The sequence below is a fragment of the Paenibacillus sp. BR2-3 genome, assembly GCF_046529485.1.
Lineage (GTDB): Bacteria > Bacillota > Bacilli > Paenibacillales > Paenibacillaceae > Paenibacillus_AQ.
In genome coordinates, this window is record NZ_CP126311.1 from 4606253 (window position 1) to 4620516 (window position 14264).

Annotated in this window: 16 protein-coding genes; all 16 read right to left on the reverse strand. The window is 48.2% G+C overall.

What is annotated here, in order from left to right:
* Window positions 1-9 precede the first annotated feature (9 nt).
* Window positions 10-399: a flagellar protein FlaG gene (locus PaeBR_RS22180; RefSeq protein WP_410512604.1), complete on the reverse strand. Its 390-nt coding sequence runs from the start codon at window positions 397-399 to the stop codon at window positions 10-12.
* A 20-nt stretch (window positions 400-419) separates the two neighbouring features.
* Window positions 420-755: a hypothetical protein gene (locus PaeBR_RS22185; RefSeq protein ID WP_410512605.1), complete on the reverse strand. Its 336-nt coding sequence runs from the start codon at window positions 753-755 to the stop codon at window positions 420-422.
* A gap of 532 nt (window positions 756-1287) precedes the next feature.
* Window positions 1288-2514: a flagellin gene (locus PaeBR_RS22190; RefSeq protein ID WP_410512606.1), complete on the reverse strand. Its 1227-nt coding sequence runs from the start codon at window positions 2512-2514 to the stop codon at window positions 1288-1290.
* A gap of 144 nt (window positions 2515-2658) precedes the next feature.
* Window positions 2659-2892 (reverse strand): carbon storage regulator CsrA, encoded by a 234-nt coding sequence (gene csrA, locus PaeBR_RS22195; protein ID WP_410512607.1) that lies wholly within the window; start codon window positions 2890-2892, stop codon window positions 2659-2661.
* 1 nt (window position 2893) lies between these two features.
* Window positions 2894-3340, reverse strand: coding sequence for a flagellar assembly protein FliW (gene fliW, locus PaeBR_RS22200; RefSeq protein WP_410512608.1), 447 nt, complete (start codon window positions 3338-3340; stop codon window positions 2894-2896).
* Between the two features lie 87 nt (window positions 3341-3427).
* Window positions 3428-3991, reverse strand: a complete 564-nt coding sequence (locus PaeBR_RS22205; protein WP_410512609.1) for a DUF6470 family protein — start codon at window positions 3989-3991, stop codon at window positions 3428-3430.
* 15 nt (window positions 3992-4006) lie between these two features.
* On the reverse strand, window positions 4007-4927 hold the full coding sequence (flgL, locus tag PaeBR_RS22210; RefSeq protein ID WP_410512610.1) for a flagellar hook-associated protein FlgL: 921 nt from the start codon (window positions 4925-4927) through the stop codon (window positions 4007-4009).
* Window positions 4928-4951: 24 nt separating this feature from the next.
* Window positions 4952-6562, reverse strand: a complete 1611-nt coding sequence (gene flgK, locus PaeBR_RS22215; protein WP_410512611.1) for a flagellar hook-associated protein FlgK — start codon at window positions 6560-6562, stop codon at window positions 4952-4954.
* Window positions 6563-6621: 59 nt separating this feature from the next.
* Window positions 6622-7122, reverse strand: coding sequence for a flagellar protein FlgN (locus tag PaeBR_RS22220; RefSeq protein ID WP_410512612.1), 501 nt, complete (start codon window positions 7120-7122; stop codon window positions 6622-6624).
* Between the two features lie 12 nt (window positions 7123-7134).
* On the reverse strand, window positions 7135-7422 hold the full coding sequence (flgM, locus tag PaeBR_RS22225) for a flagellar biosynthesis anti-sigma factor FlgM (RefSeq protein ID WP_410512613.1): 288 nt from the start codon (window positions 7420-7422) through the stop codon (window positions 7135-7137).
* A gap of 105 nt (window positions 7423-7527) precedes the next feature.
* The gene (locus PaeBR_RS22230) at window positions 7528-7935 is read right to left on the reverse strand and encodes a TIGR03826 family flagellar region protein (RefSeq protein ID WP_410512614.1); all 408 of its coding nucleotides are present in this window, start codon (window positions 7933-7935) and stop codon (window positions 7528-7530) included.
* Window positions 7936-8040: 105 nt separating this feature from the next.
* Entirely contained in the window at window positions 8041-8625 is a 585-nt protein-coding gene (locus PaeBR_RS22235) for a ComF family protein (RefSeq protein ID WP_410512615.1), read from the reverse strand.
* A 257-nt stretch (window positions 8626-8882) separates the two neighbouring features.
* A complete protein-coding gene (locus tag PaeBR_RS22240) occupies window positions 8883-10985 on the reverse strand; it encodes a helicase-related protein (protein ID WP_410512616.1) in 2103 nt (700 codons plus the stop codon).
* Window positions 10986-11685: 700 nt separating this feature from the next.
* Entirely contained in the window at window positions 11686-12144 is a 459-nt protein-coding gene (locus PaeBR_RS22245) for a hypothetical protein (protein WP_410512617.1), read from the reverse strand.
* A 183-nt stretch (window positions 12145-12327) separates the two neighbouring features.
* Entirely contained in the window at window positions 12328-13050 is a 723-nt protein-coding gene (locus PaeBR_RS22250) for a response regulator (protein ID WP_410512618.1), read from the reverse strand.
* 4 nt (window positions 13051-13054) lie between these two features.
* Window positions 13055-14215, reverse strand: coding sequence for a sensor histidine kinase (locus PaeBR_RS22255; RefSeq protein WP_410515274.1), 1161 nt, complete (start codon window positions 14213-14215; stop codon window positions 13055-13057).
* Window positions 14216-14264 lie beyond the last annotated feature (49 nt).

A 14264-nucleotide genomic window follows, 5' to 3' on the forward strand; every position in this document is an offset into this window, starting at 1 on the left:
CTCCTCCTATTACACTCTCTCATCAATGATTATCCCGGCTATTTCCATCATGTTCGCTACAAGATCAAGTGTTTTTTCATGGGGTATTTCCCGAATCAATTCACCAGTCTCTTTATTAAGTACTTTTACCATAATTGTGTTCGTCTCCTTATGAACACTAACCTCAAAAGATGTTGTTGGTCCTTCCAATGCTTTTAAAGTCCGGTCAAGTGCTTTAACGACTTGTTCCTCTCCTAAAGAAATTCCGATGCCTTGTCTCTCCATCCGCTTCAACTCATTATTGCTGTGAAGTTTTACAATCTCCGAACTGTCAGTACCTGCCTCTTTGGATACAGGTATCGGTACGCTATCGAATAGCTTGCTATTGTAACTACTTGTACCTGCAAAACGGATATCCATCCCGGGACCCCCGATAACTATTAATGTATAATATATCTATCGGTTAATTTACTTTTCACATTAATACAATAAGAGAAATATTCCATGTACTTGACCAAAAAAAGAAAGACTTTGAGAAATCCAGAGTCCTTCTTTTTTTTGGAAACTAATAAGTTGATAAATATTAACGAAGCAATACGCTGAAGGGTGCTGTGAGTTTCATTCAAAGCGCCTTCTGCGGATTGAACCATGGAAATACCATCTTGTGCGTTCCGGGAAGCTTGATCCAGTTCTCGGATTTGACCACGTATCTTTCCAGAAATTGCCAACCCTGCAGCATCGTCGCCTGCAGGGTTTATGCGAAGACCGGAAGACATTCTCGATGGACTTGCTTTGTGCTGCAGTGTTGCTAAGACAACTGACGAAAAACTACGACGCAAATCCTAATTTTTCCTAGTCGGAAACTCATATGCCGCAAGAAATCTGCTGAGGATGTTACTGAACCATTTGTGAATCCAAAAATGGAATGGAAACAACGTGTCGAGAAACGAGACTGGGAACACGTTAGCGGATAAATTTTCCGTTATTTCATCTATACTTTTCAGTCACTAGACACGTGCGCATCTTTCTTGGCCATGTCAATCAATTTGCGGACACTTACCTCATCCTTCTCTACCGTAACCTTACCAACCTTAAATTCATCCTCATTGTTACACTCAACACACTTTAAGGTAGAGGGCGTATCAAATCCGCTATCGACCGTCATGCTGTTACAGCGACCACAAAATACAATCCCGAATTTCATATGATTTTCACTCCTTCCGTCCCTTAGTATGACCATTATCAAAGGTCCTTTAATGCAAATAAAGAGACCCTAGGATACTAGGGCCTCTCGTTGATCGGTAAAGATTAACGGAGCAATTGCAGTACGCCTTGCGGCTGTTGGTTCGCTTGAGCCAGCATCGCTTGAGCGGCTTGGGACAGGATGGAGTTTTTGGTTTGCTCCATCATTTCCTTTGCCATGTCTACGTCGCGAACACGAGATTCTGCGGCAGTCAGGTTCTCGGAGGAAGTGTTCAAGTTGTTTATGGTGTGATCCAAACGGTTTTGGTAAGCACCAAGTTTGGAACGTTCAGCGGAAACTTTCTGAATAGCAGTATCTATAACTTTAATAGCTACATTTGCTTGGGATTGAGTCGAAACTTGCAAACCTTTAATACCAAGTGCGGAAGTTCCCATATCGTTGATGTCAAGTTGTAACGTTTGATCTGTATTAGCACCAATGGCGAAAGTGGCTCTACCATCTGTTTGCACATTCGCAGCTGCTGTTGTTTCAGTAAAGGAAGAAAGTGCATTAGTAGCTGCCGTTTTAATATTTCCACTTGCATCTTTAACAGTATAAGTCAAGCCGTTTATTGCCCCAGTATAACCTGCTGTTGCTGCTGTCCCTGTTACAGTTCCTGCCGTAACAGCAGCTGTGAAATTAGCATCATCTAAATCTGCAATAGTTAGAGCACCAGCAGTTATATTTGTAGATACTGTTGAACCATCTTTTACATAAGACATAGTAATAACATCAGTTGCCGTGATTCCTAAGCTATTACTATTACTATCTTGTAAGGAAACAAGAGTAGTAAGTGCCGTAACTGCAGCACCGCCGGATTTTAAAGCGCTGTTACTGTTGATGTTCGCTACAGCAGTATTTACAGCACCATCCATAGAACCATTTATTAAAGTCTTTGAGTTGAACTGAGTTGTATCGCGAATCCGATCAACTTCTGTAGTTAATTGGTTCATTTCATCTTGGATATTTGTACGGTCTTGTGCAGTATTCGTGTCATTCGAAGATTGGACAGAAAGTTCACGCATACGTTGGAGAATACTATGGGTTTCATTCAATGCACCCTCGGCGGTCTGAATCAAAGAAATGCCGTCTTGGGCATTACGGGAAGCTTGGTCCAAACCGCGGATCTGGCCACGCATTTTCTCGGAAATCGCGAGACCTGCAGCATCGTCGCCTGCACGGTTAATGCGGAGACCGGAAGACAGCTTCTCGATGGACTTGCTTTGTGCTGCAGTGTTGCTAGACAACTGACGATAAGTGTTTAATGCTGCAATGTTGTGATTAATTCTCATTATAAAATTCCTCCCTGAAATAGGTTATCCACATCCATGTGGTAAACGCTGCCGTTAAGGTCGGCCGCCCCTCCGGACAGCGTCTAACATATATATCGTCTAGCTCGCTAATTTGTTTATAGCTTTTTATGTTTTTCACAAAATTTATTTTTGTGAACGCAAACGGTCCATTAAAGCATTAAGATTGTCAGGAGCAGTAGCCGCGGATTCCTTGTTGGCTTCTTTGATAGACAAATATACTTCCTCCCTGAAAATATCGACATGCTTCGGCGCAGAAATCCCAACCTTAACCGTATCCCCGTCCACACTTAGAATGGTAATTTCAATATTATCCTGTATGATAATGGATTCGCCTTTTTTACGTGAAAGTACGAGCATGTCATTCACCGCCCTTCTTAAATTCCCCTTTGGGAGCATTCCACAAATGATGCCTCGTTCCGTATGCAGATTTATGCAATACTGTCTGTTTACCAGTATGTTTACCCGGATTCAGTACAATTGGTGCTAGCAGATTTAAAGTCGATTGCTCGAGTTCTTCTCTGATGGTCACCATAGAAAGAACTATAACGTCGTCTTCGATCTCCAACTCTTCCTTATCACTATCCGGTAGTTCAAATTCATAGGATGGGTAGAAGACAAAAGGATCACTGAGAAGAAATGACAAACTATGGTTTTTTAAAGATTGGAGATAAGAAAACGGTCCCTCCTCCACCCTGATCACGGCAAACTCTGTCTCTTCTTCAAAACCCGGGATTCCTCTAGAAAAACGGTAAACCTGCTCTTCACTAATATCCAGCGTTCCCCATGTTAAAGTTTCTATAATCATCTCCACGAACACTCCTTCATCATTTTATTCTACGAAAAAAGCTATAGATGTTCGGTCATAAGCAACCTGATCTATAGCTTGTGATATTTACAATTGGATATCGATCCCAGGTGGTATGAAGGTCAGGGACGGACGCTGCCGCAAATAAATATCTACGCTCGCCTGAGTAAAGCTAATCTCCGGTTTATGAGCCTCGACCTGTATGTTCACTTCACCCTTACGATACTCCATTTGCACTGGAACGACTCTAACATCTATGTGCACATTATCAATAGAAGCCGGCGCTCTGGTCTCAGGATAAGAGATTGGCTGCCAATCCTCTCCGTATACCTCGGCGATACTGTTCCCCGGCTTGAAAAAGTTCGCCATACGTTCGCCTTGTTCCATCCGCTTGGCAATGCCTTGCAACCAAAGCTGCTCGATACCGGAATAGATGCGTTGACTCATTTCACTATAGGGTCCTCCAGTGTATGCGGCACGGGCTTGGGATTGATCAATTGTCATTTCCGGAGCGGATTGGTATATACTCCATTCCCCTTGGGTTGTTGTAATTTGCATATCGGCCTTAGGTTGGATTATCGACAAACTACCCGACGTTGTATCCAGACCAATTAAGGCAGGCATCTGGCGTATTTGTACAATCGGCTGCATCAGGGGCTCCTCCCTTTATCTTATAAAATCAACGAGGGATGTTTGAATGATTTTGGAACCCACGGAAAGGGATGCATTATAGATATTTTCCTGAATTTTCGAATTCATCAACAACTTGGCATAATCACCGTCCTCCGTCTTTGACTGAAGGTCAGTAAGGTTAACTTCCAAATCACTCAAACGTTTCTGCATCAGTTCAATACGATTGGTTTTTGCACCAATGTTAGCCTGCACTGCCAGCATTTTATTGGTTCTCGTATCTAAGTTAGTCAGCTCAGCAGATACTCCAGAAGTGTCTCCAGATGCTAATGCGCCAGAGATCCTATCCATAACCTTGAAGATGTTATCTGCGTCAGTTCCTCCGAAAACTTCATTTCCCGTAATATTAATAGGAAGCTGGACGCTGTCTCCGACAGCATAATTCACAAGCCCGCCATCTGTTGTGACCAGAGCAGCACCCGAGGTATCAAGAGTCCCATCCGCTCCTGTAGCAAAATCAAAGGGCTTAACATCATACTGCTGTCCGTTAAAAATATATTTCCCCTTAAATTGGCTATTGCTAATATCGATCAATTGTTCTTTGAGTTGCTTGACCTCAGCATTAATGCTGTCGAGCGCTGTTTGAGGATTGGTTCCATTCGCTCCTTGAACAGTCAATTCTCGCAATCTCTGAACAACATCCCCAGCCTGCGTCATTACCGTATCATTAAAATCCAGCCAGGAAATCGCATCATCCACATTTTTCTGATATTGCTCATTTGAAGACAGCTCTGCTCGATAACGTAGAGAGTAAGTAATACCGACCGGATCATCGGATGGCTTATTAAGCTTGCGCCCTGTTGCCAACTGCAGTTGAGTTTCGTTCATAGTACGCGCATTGCGGTTCAAGTTAAGCAGCAGCTGTGAGTTCATCATATTTGAAGTGACTCTTAACATTTCTTATTCCTCCTTCCCTCTCTTTTATCTGCCTACGGTGCCGGTTGAATTAATCAATTTGTCGAGCAGTTCGTCATAAGTCGTCATAAAACGTGCCGCAGCGCTGTATGCTTTCTGGAACACCAGCATATTGGACATCTCTTCGTCCAGGGATACCCCACTGACGGATTGACGACGCGCATCCACCTGTTCCACCAAATAATTGGAGTTGTTCGTTTGGCGTGTGGCTTCCTGTGATTGAACGCCAAGCTGTCCTACCAAGGATTTATAGAAGGTGCTGGCCGTTGCTGTAATACCCGTTGTTGGGGATTTAAAAGAACCTGACTGCTGATTGGCAAGCAGGAGCGCTAACGTATTATTTCCTTTGACTACAGATTCAGCGGCACCCGTTCCAGTAGTTCTAAGAGAGGTAGCGAGCAGATTGGTATCCGCTGCAATCTCGGTATTAAAAGTAATATTGCCTGCCGTGATTGCCGCTCCATCGCCTGTAATTGTAAACAGGGGCTTGCCGGGATTAAGCGTGCCGTCCATTGTATAGCCCAGTTGATGGAGACCATTGAGACCTTGTACTACTGTCTTCACATCGGAATTCAACGTGGCCCCTTGGGGAAACGCTGTTCCCGCTGTTATGGTAGAAATTGTCCCATCCGCATTGGTTACGGCGGCATTATTGGTTAGCTTTGTTCCTTCAGGGGGTATGGAGCCTTTGGGAAGAGTAACTTCTATATCTCCCGTAGCAATGGTATTGGCTATGTTGTCCAGTTGAGACTTGTAGTCAGCCACATATTTCTTGCTTGAGGCAATCATGCCGTACACCTCACCGGACTTCAAATCTCCGGATGTACCGTCGCCATAAGCGGAGGCCAGGAAGGCACTATCCACGGTAGCGGAGACCTCAAAACCTTGTACAAGCGGTTGGCCACCGAGCGACACATTATAGCCGCTACCCGTCTCCATTACAGAGACATTAACAATCTTGGAAAGCTTGTCTACTATGAGATCGCGCTGATCGCGCAGGTCGTTCGCTTTATCGCCCAAGCTCTCTATTTGAAAAATGGATCTATTCAGGTCCGCCATGGCAGACAGGTATGTCTGTATCTCCGTACCTTTAACAGAAATATTAGAGGCTAAATCCGAATCAAGATTATCAAGCTGTCTACTCATGTAGTTCAAAGCGTCCGTCATGGATTGTGTGGTTTGCACTACAATCTTCCGGGCGGTGCTATCTTCCGGATTCTTACTCAAATCGGACCAGGATTTCCAAAAGTTACTAAGCACGGTGCTGATTCCTGTATCTGAAGGTTCGTTAAAAATGGCCTCCAGCTTGTCCAGCGTATCCGACTGAATTGTCCAGTTGCCCAGTGCAGAGTTCTCATCGCGGAACTGCTCATCCAAAAATGTCTCCCGGATGCGCTCGATAGAGCCAAACTCTACACCCGTACCCAGCTGACCGGGTACCGTAGACTTGGTAAGTCCATACGCTTCGATGGGGCGGGAAGCAGCCATCTTGACGGTCTGCCGGCTGTATCCCTCTGTGTTGGCATTGGCGATATTGTGTCCGGTTGTATTAAGGGCAGCTGTCTGGGTGAACAGACTACGTCTCGCCGTTTCTATTGAGTGAAAAGTGGATGTCATACTCCTTGTTCCCCCTTAAAAGCTTTGCATCAAGCAAAACCTGTCTTCTAAGCGCATTTCTATCCCCGGGCGTCAAACAGTCCCGGCCGGCTCATGCTGCCGCCCTTGTCGGACGGATGGTGATAGGTTATATCCTGATTTGGTCTTCCCACCAATAAATCGAGGGAATAATCTATAAAGGTAAGCGACTGCTCAATCAGCTTCTGGTTAAGCTCGTTGGCGTCCTTCAGGCTCTGCAAAGTGCCTGAAAGCTTACGCTGAATTTGCAGCAGTCGAGATTTGTCTTCAGGGTCAAATACAAGTCTGGACAGCTCTGTCAGGTTCAGGTTGAGGTTGGAGCGAATGCCAACACCCTGCAGAAAGGCATAAGCCGCCTGCGCACGCTGTTCCTCGAGCTGTCCAGTCAGCTTCATGAGCTTGGACTCGCGGTTAAGGATATCGATCAGTCCTTCAACCTTATTGTCCATAATAGCCTGCTTCTTGGAAACGGCCAGTTCAAGCATCTGATGATGCACTTCATCCAGCCGCTCCAAAAGTTCAATCAATGTAGTCAATGCCATGGATGGTTTCACCTAATTCTCGGAGGATTGCTTGAAATAAGGGGCGAGTTTCTCTGCGAGCTTGGCTGCGTCAACTTGATAAGTACCGGAGGAAACCTGCTGCTTCAAGCTTTCAATCTTGAGCGAACGTTCAGCATCAATTTTGCCGCTGTTCTGGGCCTGAAGGAGCTTCATGGCTTCTGTAGAGATCGAAACCTCATCCTTGCGCGTACTTTTCTTCATTTGTTCCTGCCTTTGCGATTCCGCATTGCGTTGATACGGATTGATCGCGTTAATTCGTCCGGTCTCGTTAATTTTCATAACTTCCACCTTCCTTGTAATATAAAAAAGCCGATAATCATTACTAAGTTTATCGGCGTGTGTTGAAACATTCTTTATAGCTGCAAACGTTTTTTGCAGATTTTATCAGTCCCTTGACTTATCTATGGCCTTATATGCGCCCCTTTGATCTTTTTTGGACTCCTTTTCGAGAGCGCTTTCCTTGGTTACACTTGTCAAATCTTTTCTCAAACGGGTTCGGCAGCTGTCGCACATATGCCCTTCTCTAATCAGCATCCCGCACACCTCGCATGGATACATCATATTAGGTGCGTTTGCAATGGAGATCCGCCCTTCTCTAATAAAACGGGTGATTTCCTTTATGGATATTTCCGTAGCATCTGACAGCTCCTGAATGGTGATGCCTCTGTTCTCACGGAGATACTTGACGCAAGTTTCATATTGTTGCTCCAGTTCCCTAACGCAGACCTGGCAAATCCCCATGAGATTCTTAAGATACAACCGGCCGCATCTTGGACAATTGTCTAGATTCATTTTAAGCAGCCGCCCCTTCCCTTACATATTGTACCGCAATTGGATTCCTTATTCTTCTAGATTACATGATTAGAGGTTTTTCGTCTATGGTGCTGCGGGTTCTGGTTAAGAACGTGCCCACGTAAGGCTATATATCTCTGCACTATAACCACAGGCTTCGGTCATATTTCTCACCGCTTCAGCACATGCCCGAATAGTACTGCCGGTGGTATAGATGTCGTCCACAATGATAACGCGTACGGGGCGCGTGTGGTGTGAGCCTTGCAACCATTTAAAATAACTTTCCTGAACTGACGTATTGGGTGCAAAAGCATGCTTCATATCGGTCAAGCGTTCCGCACGGCTTTTAAAGCTTTGTTTGCCGGTATGATGTGTCCGGATCAGCAGGGGCAATACCGGAATTACCCTCCGCCGGGATAACTCATCCGCAAGACGCTCCGCCTGATTGAACCCTCGTTCAACCAAACGCGATTCACTGACCGGAACAGGTACGAGGATATCTGCTTGCCATGGAACTATAGATATAGAACGGCGGAAGAGTAAAGCTGGAAAATGGCCCCTTGGCCTTTTTTGAAATGCGGGTTTCCTTTCTTCAATCAGGATTTGATACGCCCTCTCCAGCATTACTCCGAGTAATGGTGCATACCGCTCGTTTCCCCGATATTTATACTGGCCGAGCCATTGGCGCATTACGCTGTTATAAGCTACCGCACTTCTGTTACATTGGATCGGGGAGGGCTCGCTGCTGCGAGTGCAGTCAGGACAACCGACATGCCTTCCGCATGTTTGACATCTGGGAGAGCTGATCCAGGGAATCAACGCCGCACAATGTACACAAAGGCTTGGAAAAAGCGCCGACGGCCGCCCCCGTTGTCCGCAGGCAAGGCACTGGGATAAGGAGGGGGACAGCAGAGAAAGAAAATGATTCAGCCTCACCGGGGAATTCATCAGGACTGCTCCTTTCTTAGGTAACCTTTGCGCTGGGCGATGCGGTTCATGGTGCGGATTTGAGAGATGGCACCGCGTTGCGAGCGGCTCCACTGCGATGAGGCAAAAATGACGATACCTGCGGGGTCCTCTTTGGAGCGCCCGGCACGGCCTGCCATTTGAACTAAAGAGGCTTCATCAAAAAGATTGCTGTCTGCGTCCATAATAAAAACATCGCTTCGAGGGACCGTAACCCCCCGCTCCAGTATGGTTGTTGTCACCAACATGGAGATTTCACGGCTGCGAAAAGCGTTCACTTTCTTACCTCTCGCGGGATCCTGTGAGGAGGTGCCTGCGATGACAACCCCGGGAAAATTGCGGCGAAGAAGGGGCAGCAGCTTTTCAATATGGGCAATCCGCGATACAAACATAAAGATTTGCGCATTCCTCGCCAGCGATTTGCGCAGCGCCTGGATTAGCGGCTTTGGTAATCCGCCACGCTTCAAGCAGACACTTATCGAGGCCATAGTCAGATGCTTCGGCTGCGGCAAGGGATGACCGTGGAATCGTACAGGGACTCGGGCGTGGGCTAGTGTGCCTTTTCTTACCTGCCGCTGCAACTCCTGCGGCGGTGTGGCGGAGAGGTAGATGAAGGTGCCGTCTTTTTTGCAGGCTTGCCCGGCAGCATGGGCCAACATGGGGTCATTATGATAGGGGAAGGCATCCAGCTCATCGATAATCACGAGGTCGAAGCCTTGATGAAAACGCAGCAGCTGGTGGGTTGTCGCCAGGATCAGCCGGCCGCTGGTCCAGCGGTCCGGGCTGCCGCCGTAGAGCACGGCGATGGTCTCCGCCGGGAAGGCTTTTGCGAGCCTAGGCGCAAGCTCAAGTACGACATCGCGGCGCGGTGTCGCTACGAGTGCGCGGCCTCCGGCGAATAGCACGGCCTCAAGGAGCGGGAAGATCATTTCGGTCTTCCCCGCTCCCGTCACCGCCCAGAGCAGGAACCGCTCCGGGCAAGGGTCGGCGGAGCGCTGGCGCGGCTCCGCCATGAAGCCCAGCGCAGCGCCGGCGGCCTCCGCCTGCGCCGCGCCAAGCCCCCACCGGCGTGCCGCCGCGGTGGGGTCAAGATCGGCCGTGCTGCGCAGCACGGCCGCGGGAAGCGCTGCGCTGCGCAGCAGCAGCGCACAAGAGCGGCTGCGCCCGAGTGCGAGGCAGGCCTCGCAATAGGCGCAGCCCGCAAGCCCGCACGCGGCGCAGGCCGTGCGGGCAGTGGCGGCGCTGCCGCAGCGCAGGCAGCGCGGGAGCGCGCGGCGGCGGGCAGCGCCGCGCCAAGGCAAGCGCCAGTGCGGCAGCAGCGCTGCCACGGCGCGAGCCAGGCCGCCAGCACCGGAACGCTGCTGGCGGGGCCCCCGATGCGCAGCCGCAGGACGCATCGGCCCCACGCTAAGGGCGGCTTCCAGCCTCAGCCGCCCCCTTAAATGCGCCAGCTGAGCCGCGCTGCGCCAATGTTCCGCCAGCTCCGGGCAGCGCTCGCTCAGGAGCGCCATAAGCTCCGGCTCCAGCAAGGAGCGTCCCGACATCAGCTCAGCCAATCCGTCCGCTGCTTGTTCCAGCGTAACCCCACGGCCCGCTAGAATATGCATTCTATCCACTCTTTCCGCTCTACCTTCCCTATCCACTCTTTCCGCTTCTTTCGCTCTTTCCAGTTTATCCGATCTACTCGATCCATCCTCTCTACCTCCCCTTTCCGCTCTCTCCTCTCCTTCCGTCCACCCATTTCTCTCGTTCATTCCCCCCATAGCCCCCATCCCCGCCTGCCCGCGTCTAGCCTCCCTCTCCTCACTCCACTCCTTTTCAAGAATACCACTAACATATTCGCCCCAAGCGTCTGTCCCCCATTGCTGCATTTCATTCCGGTATGTAAAACCATCCCGCAGCTTAACAGCCCATCCAAGCGGAATAGCTCTGGATAAGATAAACATCTTACAATTTCTTAAATGTTCGTCACTCGCCACTACCGCATTCTTCTTATTCCACCATTCCACATCCACCCGCAAATCCAACGACAGCCGCACACCCCAAACTCCCTTATCCAAAACCGCATACACAGCTACCTTCACCAACACCACTCCTTCCTCTAATCAAACTAAAAGGCCTGCTTCAGGCACAAACCCAGAAATTAAAATTCAGTTGCCTTTGAGAGATATCTACCTCTCGTTCCGCATTCCCACCCAAATACCTTATCCCACTGGTTCTGGCAGACCAGATTCAGGGCCCTCATCCACCTTTAGTTGCACTTGGTGCAATTATTACTCTCAACAAGCAAACAAATAGCATTTTAATTGCACTTGCTGCAACTATTTAACGGAGAATGGCGGGGAAACGGGTATTTTCTCTGTTTTAGTTGCACGAAATGCAATTAGAAGTGAGATGTGCTCCGTTTTCTCCCATATAGTTGCACAGAATGCAATTAAGTGCGTAACGTAAGCACACTACAGATCGTCAAAGCCGTTATATACACATGTCCTTTGCCGCTTTTGCTCGTCTGCTTCTGTTACAGTTCTTGAAAGCGGAATGGATAATGTTATTGTACCGACACAAGATACCAATTGTTGGTTAATCAACAGGCCTGCACTTCTACATCTCATCTCACCCCACACCTTCCTCCACAGAGCCTTCCAATGCTACTTTTGCAGCTGTTCATACTACGGTAACCACTCTCCCTTCTCAGATATCCCCCATCCCGCCACAACGCAAAAAAGCACACTCCTCCATGTTCAGAGAGTGTGCTTCACCCGTTACTAGCATATGGTTTTACCTTTAGCCACGCTTTGATCCGTATCCCCTACTTCCCAGAGCCAGCATAAATGGCAGCGGGACCAGCACCCCAGGCAATCGCAAATCAACAACTATTTCTTGCTCCATCCATGGGTTACCGTACCGCTGTTCACTGCTCCGTTCAACAAAATATCCAATATCCGTCTCCACATCAAGAGAGCATCCGTCCTGCTTCATTTTGGAAACCAGCAGCAGTGTGCTGTCCGTGGAGCTATCATCCGCGCATGTCACACGCAACCGCTTTCCGGTGAGGAAGGCATGCAAAGTCAGCGCACGAATGTACCACTCTATTACTGATTCCTGATTGCGGGTAATAAGAACATAATGAATCCACTTCCCGGTTCGCGGTGTCTTCCGCGTCTTCTCCAGAATATGCAGTACATGGACAATGGCCACCGCAGAAGCATACACGGCTGCAATCCATATCAGCTGGGCTACCATGAAGATACACCTCCTCTGTATACCGACAATATATGCCGGTGACAAAAGGTCGGTGACTGCCCAGTCCTTACTTACAAAAAAACTGCTTCTCAGGCACAGTTATACTTCTGCTAAAATCCGCGCTGAACCATTTTCTGATCGACACCATCCGTTAATCAGTATATGTAAAAAAAAGTTCTTGTCTTACAACGTTACCCAGCCATACTTGATCGAGTTAATTACAGCCTGCGTTCGGTCATCCACTTCCATTTTTTGCAGAATGCTGCTGACGTGGTTTTTGACTGTTTTTTCACTAATGAACAGGTATTCCCCAATCATCTTGTTGCTCTTGCCTTCGGCCATCAGCCGCAGCACTTCCGCTTCACGGCGGGTTAGTGGATTATTGTCGCCTGCTACAAATTTCACGCCTGCTTCCTTCACTGCGGTCTCGGCCATCGCACCGGTCTCGTTCAGGTAGGTCATGCGACGCAGCTGGTTAATCAGCTTGCCTGTCACCTTCGGATGAATAAAAGCATGCCCTTCACAGACGGAACGGATCGCGTTAATAAGCGACTCGGCTTCCATATCCTTCAGCAAATAACCGTTGGCACCTTTGCGGAGCGTCTCGAAAACATAACTTTCATCGTCATGAATCGATAAAATAATTACCTTAATATCCGGGAACATTTCCCGCAGCTTCTGCGTAGCTTCTACGCCGTTCTGGGTGGGCATATTGATATCCATAAGGACAATGTCCGGTTTATTCCCGTTACAGAACTCCAGAACCTGAATCCCATCGCCGCATTCTCCGATGACCTCAATATCGTCCTCCATATTCAAAATGCGTTTGAGCCCTTCGCGAAACAGCTGATGATCGTCCGCCAAAAGCACTTTAATGGACATCTTGCCAGAGTTTTGGTTCTCCATTACATTACTCCTTTCCTTTATCCACGTTTGTTGGAATGTGGATTACAACTGATGTGCCTTGATTCTCGGCCGATTCAATTTCCATTCTTCCTTCCAGCAGCTCCACGCGCTCGCGCATCCCTACCAGACCGAAGCTCTCCCGGCTGCTTTGCTCTTTTTTGATTTGCTGTACATTGAAGCCCAAACCATTATCTCTGACAACAATTTTAATCAACTGTGCTTGGAATGTAATCTCTACTAACACGTAACTGGGGTAAGCATGCTTCGCTGCATTCGTCAGCGCTTCCTGAACCAGACGGTATACTGCTGCTTCCATCGCTGAAGTGAGCCGATGCTCCTTGCCTCTTGTCTCAAAAGAGGTCCGGATCTTCGTCTTTTCCTCATAATCATGCACGTACTTGCGCAGTGTCGGAATCAGTCCCAAATCGTCGAGTGCCATCGGACGCAAATTAAAAATAACCTTACGCATTTCTTCCAGGCTGAAACGAACCTGTCCTTTCAAATCTACTATTTCGTCCTGCACCAGTCCAAATTCCTGCTTTAGCAGCATTCTTTCCACAATTTCCGTCCTAAGGACTAGATTTGCGAGCATTTGAGCGGGCCCATCGTGAATTTCCCGGGCGATTCTCTTCCGTTCCTCTTCTTGGGCCAGTATAATCTTTAGTCCAATCATCTGCCTGTTTTTCGCCGATTCGACAATACGTGTCACCTGTCCCAGCTCTCCGGACAAATACTCCAGGACTACGCTCATTTGCGATCCTATAGATTCAGCACGCTCCACCGAGTGCTCCACACTGCGAACACGCAATTGCAGTTCATCACGCCGGGTTCTGAGGTAAGTTTCCCTCTCTCTGGTCATCATAAGCTCCAGCTGAAGCTCGGTCGCTTTCTCGTAAGCAATACGGATATCCATCTCCGAATAGCGGACAAAATCACGGCTGACTTCCGTCAGCCGGATCCGGGAGCGATGATATTGCAGCTCCAGCTTGTCCACCCTTTGCAAGGTGTGTTCCGTTTCATCCATTACCCGCTGCAATTCTCTGGTAAGTGCCACAAGCTCGTCACGAGCAACCTGCAATATTTCAAAAATCTGATATTTGCTGTCCACCATCACTTCGATGGTGTTCTTAATGACGCGGTCAATCGCATCGGCCTGAAATTCCACGGACGGTTGCCCCATTTCTATCGAATCATAATTAAAGGCTTGCCTTTAT

What these genes read in the sequence shown, in the direction of transcription:
- PaeBR_RS22190 (WP_410512606.1), bottom strand. Translation starts at nt 2,514, where the DNA reads ATGAGAATTAATCACAACATTGCAGCATTAAACACTTATCGTCAGTTG.
- PaeBR_RS22185 (WP_410512605.1), bottom strand. Translation starts at nt 755, where the DNA reads ATGTCTTCCGGTCTTCGCATAAACCCTGCAGGCGACGATGCTGCAGGG.
- PaeBR_RS22250 (WP_410512618.1), bottom strand. Translation starts at nt 13,050, where the DNA reads ATGGAGAACCAAAACTCTGGCAAGATGTCCATTAAAGTGCTTTTGGCG.
- csrA (WP_410512607.1), bottom strand. Translation starts at nt 2,892, where the DNA reads ATGCTCGTACTTTCACGTAAAAAAGGCGAATCCATTATCATACAGGAT.
- PaeBR_RS22205 (WP_410512609.1), bottom strand. Translation starts at nt 3,991, where the DNA reads ATGCAGCCGATTGTACAAATACGCCAGATGCCTGCCTTAATTGGTCTG.
- PaeBR_RS22230 (WP_410512614.1), bottom strand. Translation starts at nt 7,935, where the DNA reads ATGAATCTAGACAATTGTCCAAGATGCGGCCGGTTGTATCTTAAGAAT.
- PaeBR_RS22235 (WP_410512615.1), bottom strand. Translation starts at nt 8,625, where the DNA reads ATGCGCCAATGGCTCGGCCAGTATAAATATCGGGGAAACGAGCGGTAT.
- flgL (WP_410512610.1), bottom strand. Translation starts at nt 4,927, where the DNA reads ATGTTAAGAGTCACTTCAAATATGATGAACTCACAGCTGCTGCTTAAC.
- flgM (WP_410512613.1), bottom strand. Translation starts at nt 7,422, where the DNA reads ATGAAAATTAACGAGACCGGACGAATTAACGCGATCAATCCGTATCAA.
- flgK (WP_410512611.1), bottom strand. Translation starts at nt 6,562, where the DNA reads ATGACATCCACTTTTCACTCAATAGAAACGGCGAGACGTAGTCTGTTC.
- PaeBR_RS22220 (WP_410512612.1), bottom strand. Translation starts at nt 7,122, where the DNA reads ATGGCATTGACTACATTGATTGAACTTTTGGAGCGGCTGGATGAAGTG.
- PaeBR_RS22180 (WP_410512604.1), bottom strand. Translation starts at nt 399, where the DNA reads ATGGATATCCGTTTTGCAGGTACAAGTAGTTACAATAGCAAGCTATTC.
- PaeBR_RS22245 (WP_410512617.1), bottom strand. Translation starts at nt 12,144, where the DNA reads ATGGTAGCCCAGCTGATATGGATTGCAGCCGTGTATGCTTCTGCGGTG.
- fliW (WP_410512608.1), bottom strand. Translation starts at nt 3,340, where the DNA reads ATGATTATAGAAACTTTAACATGGGGAACGCTGGATATTAGTGAAGAG.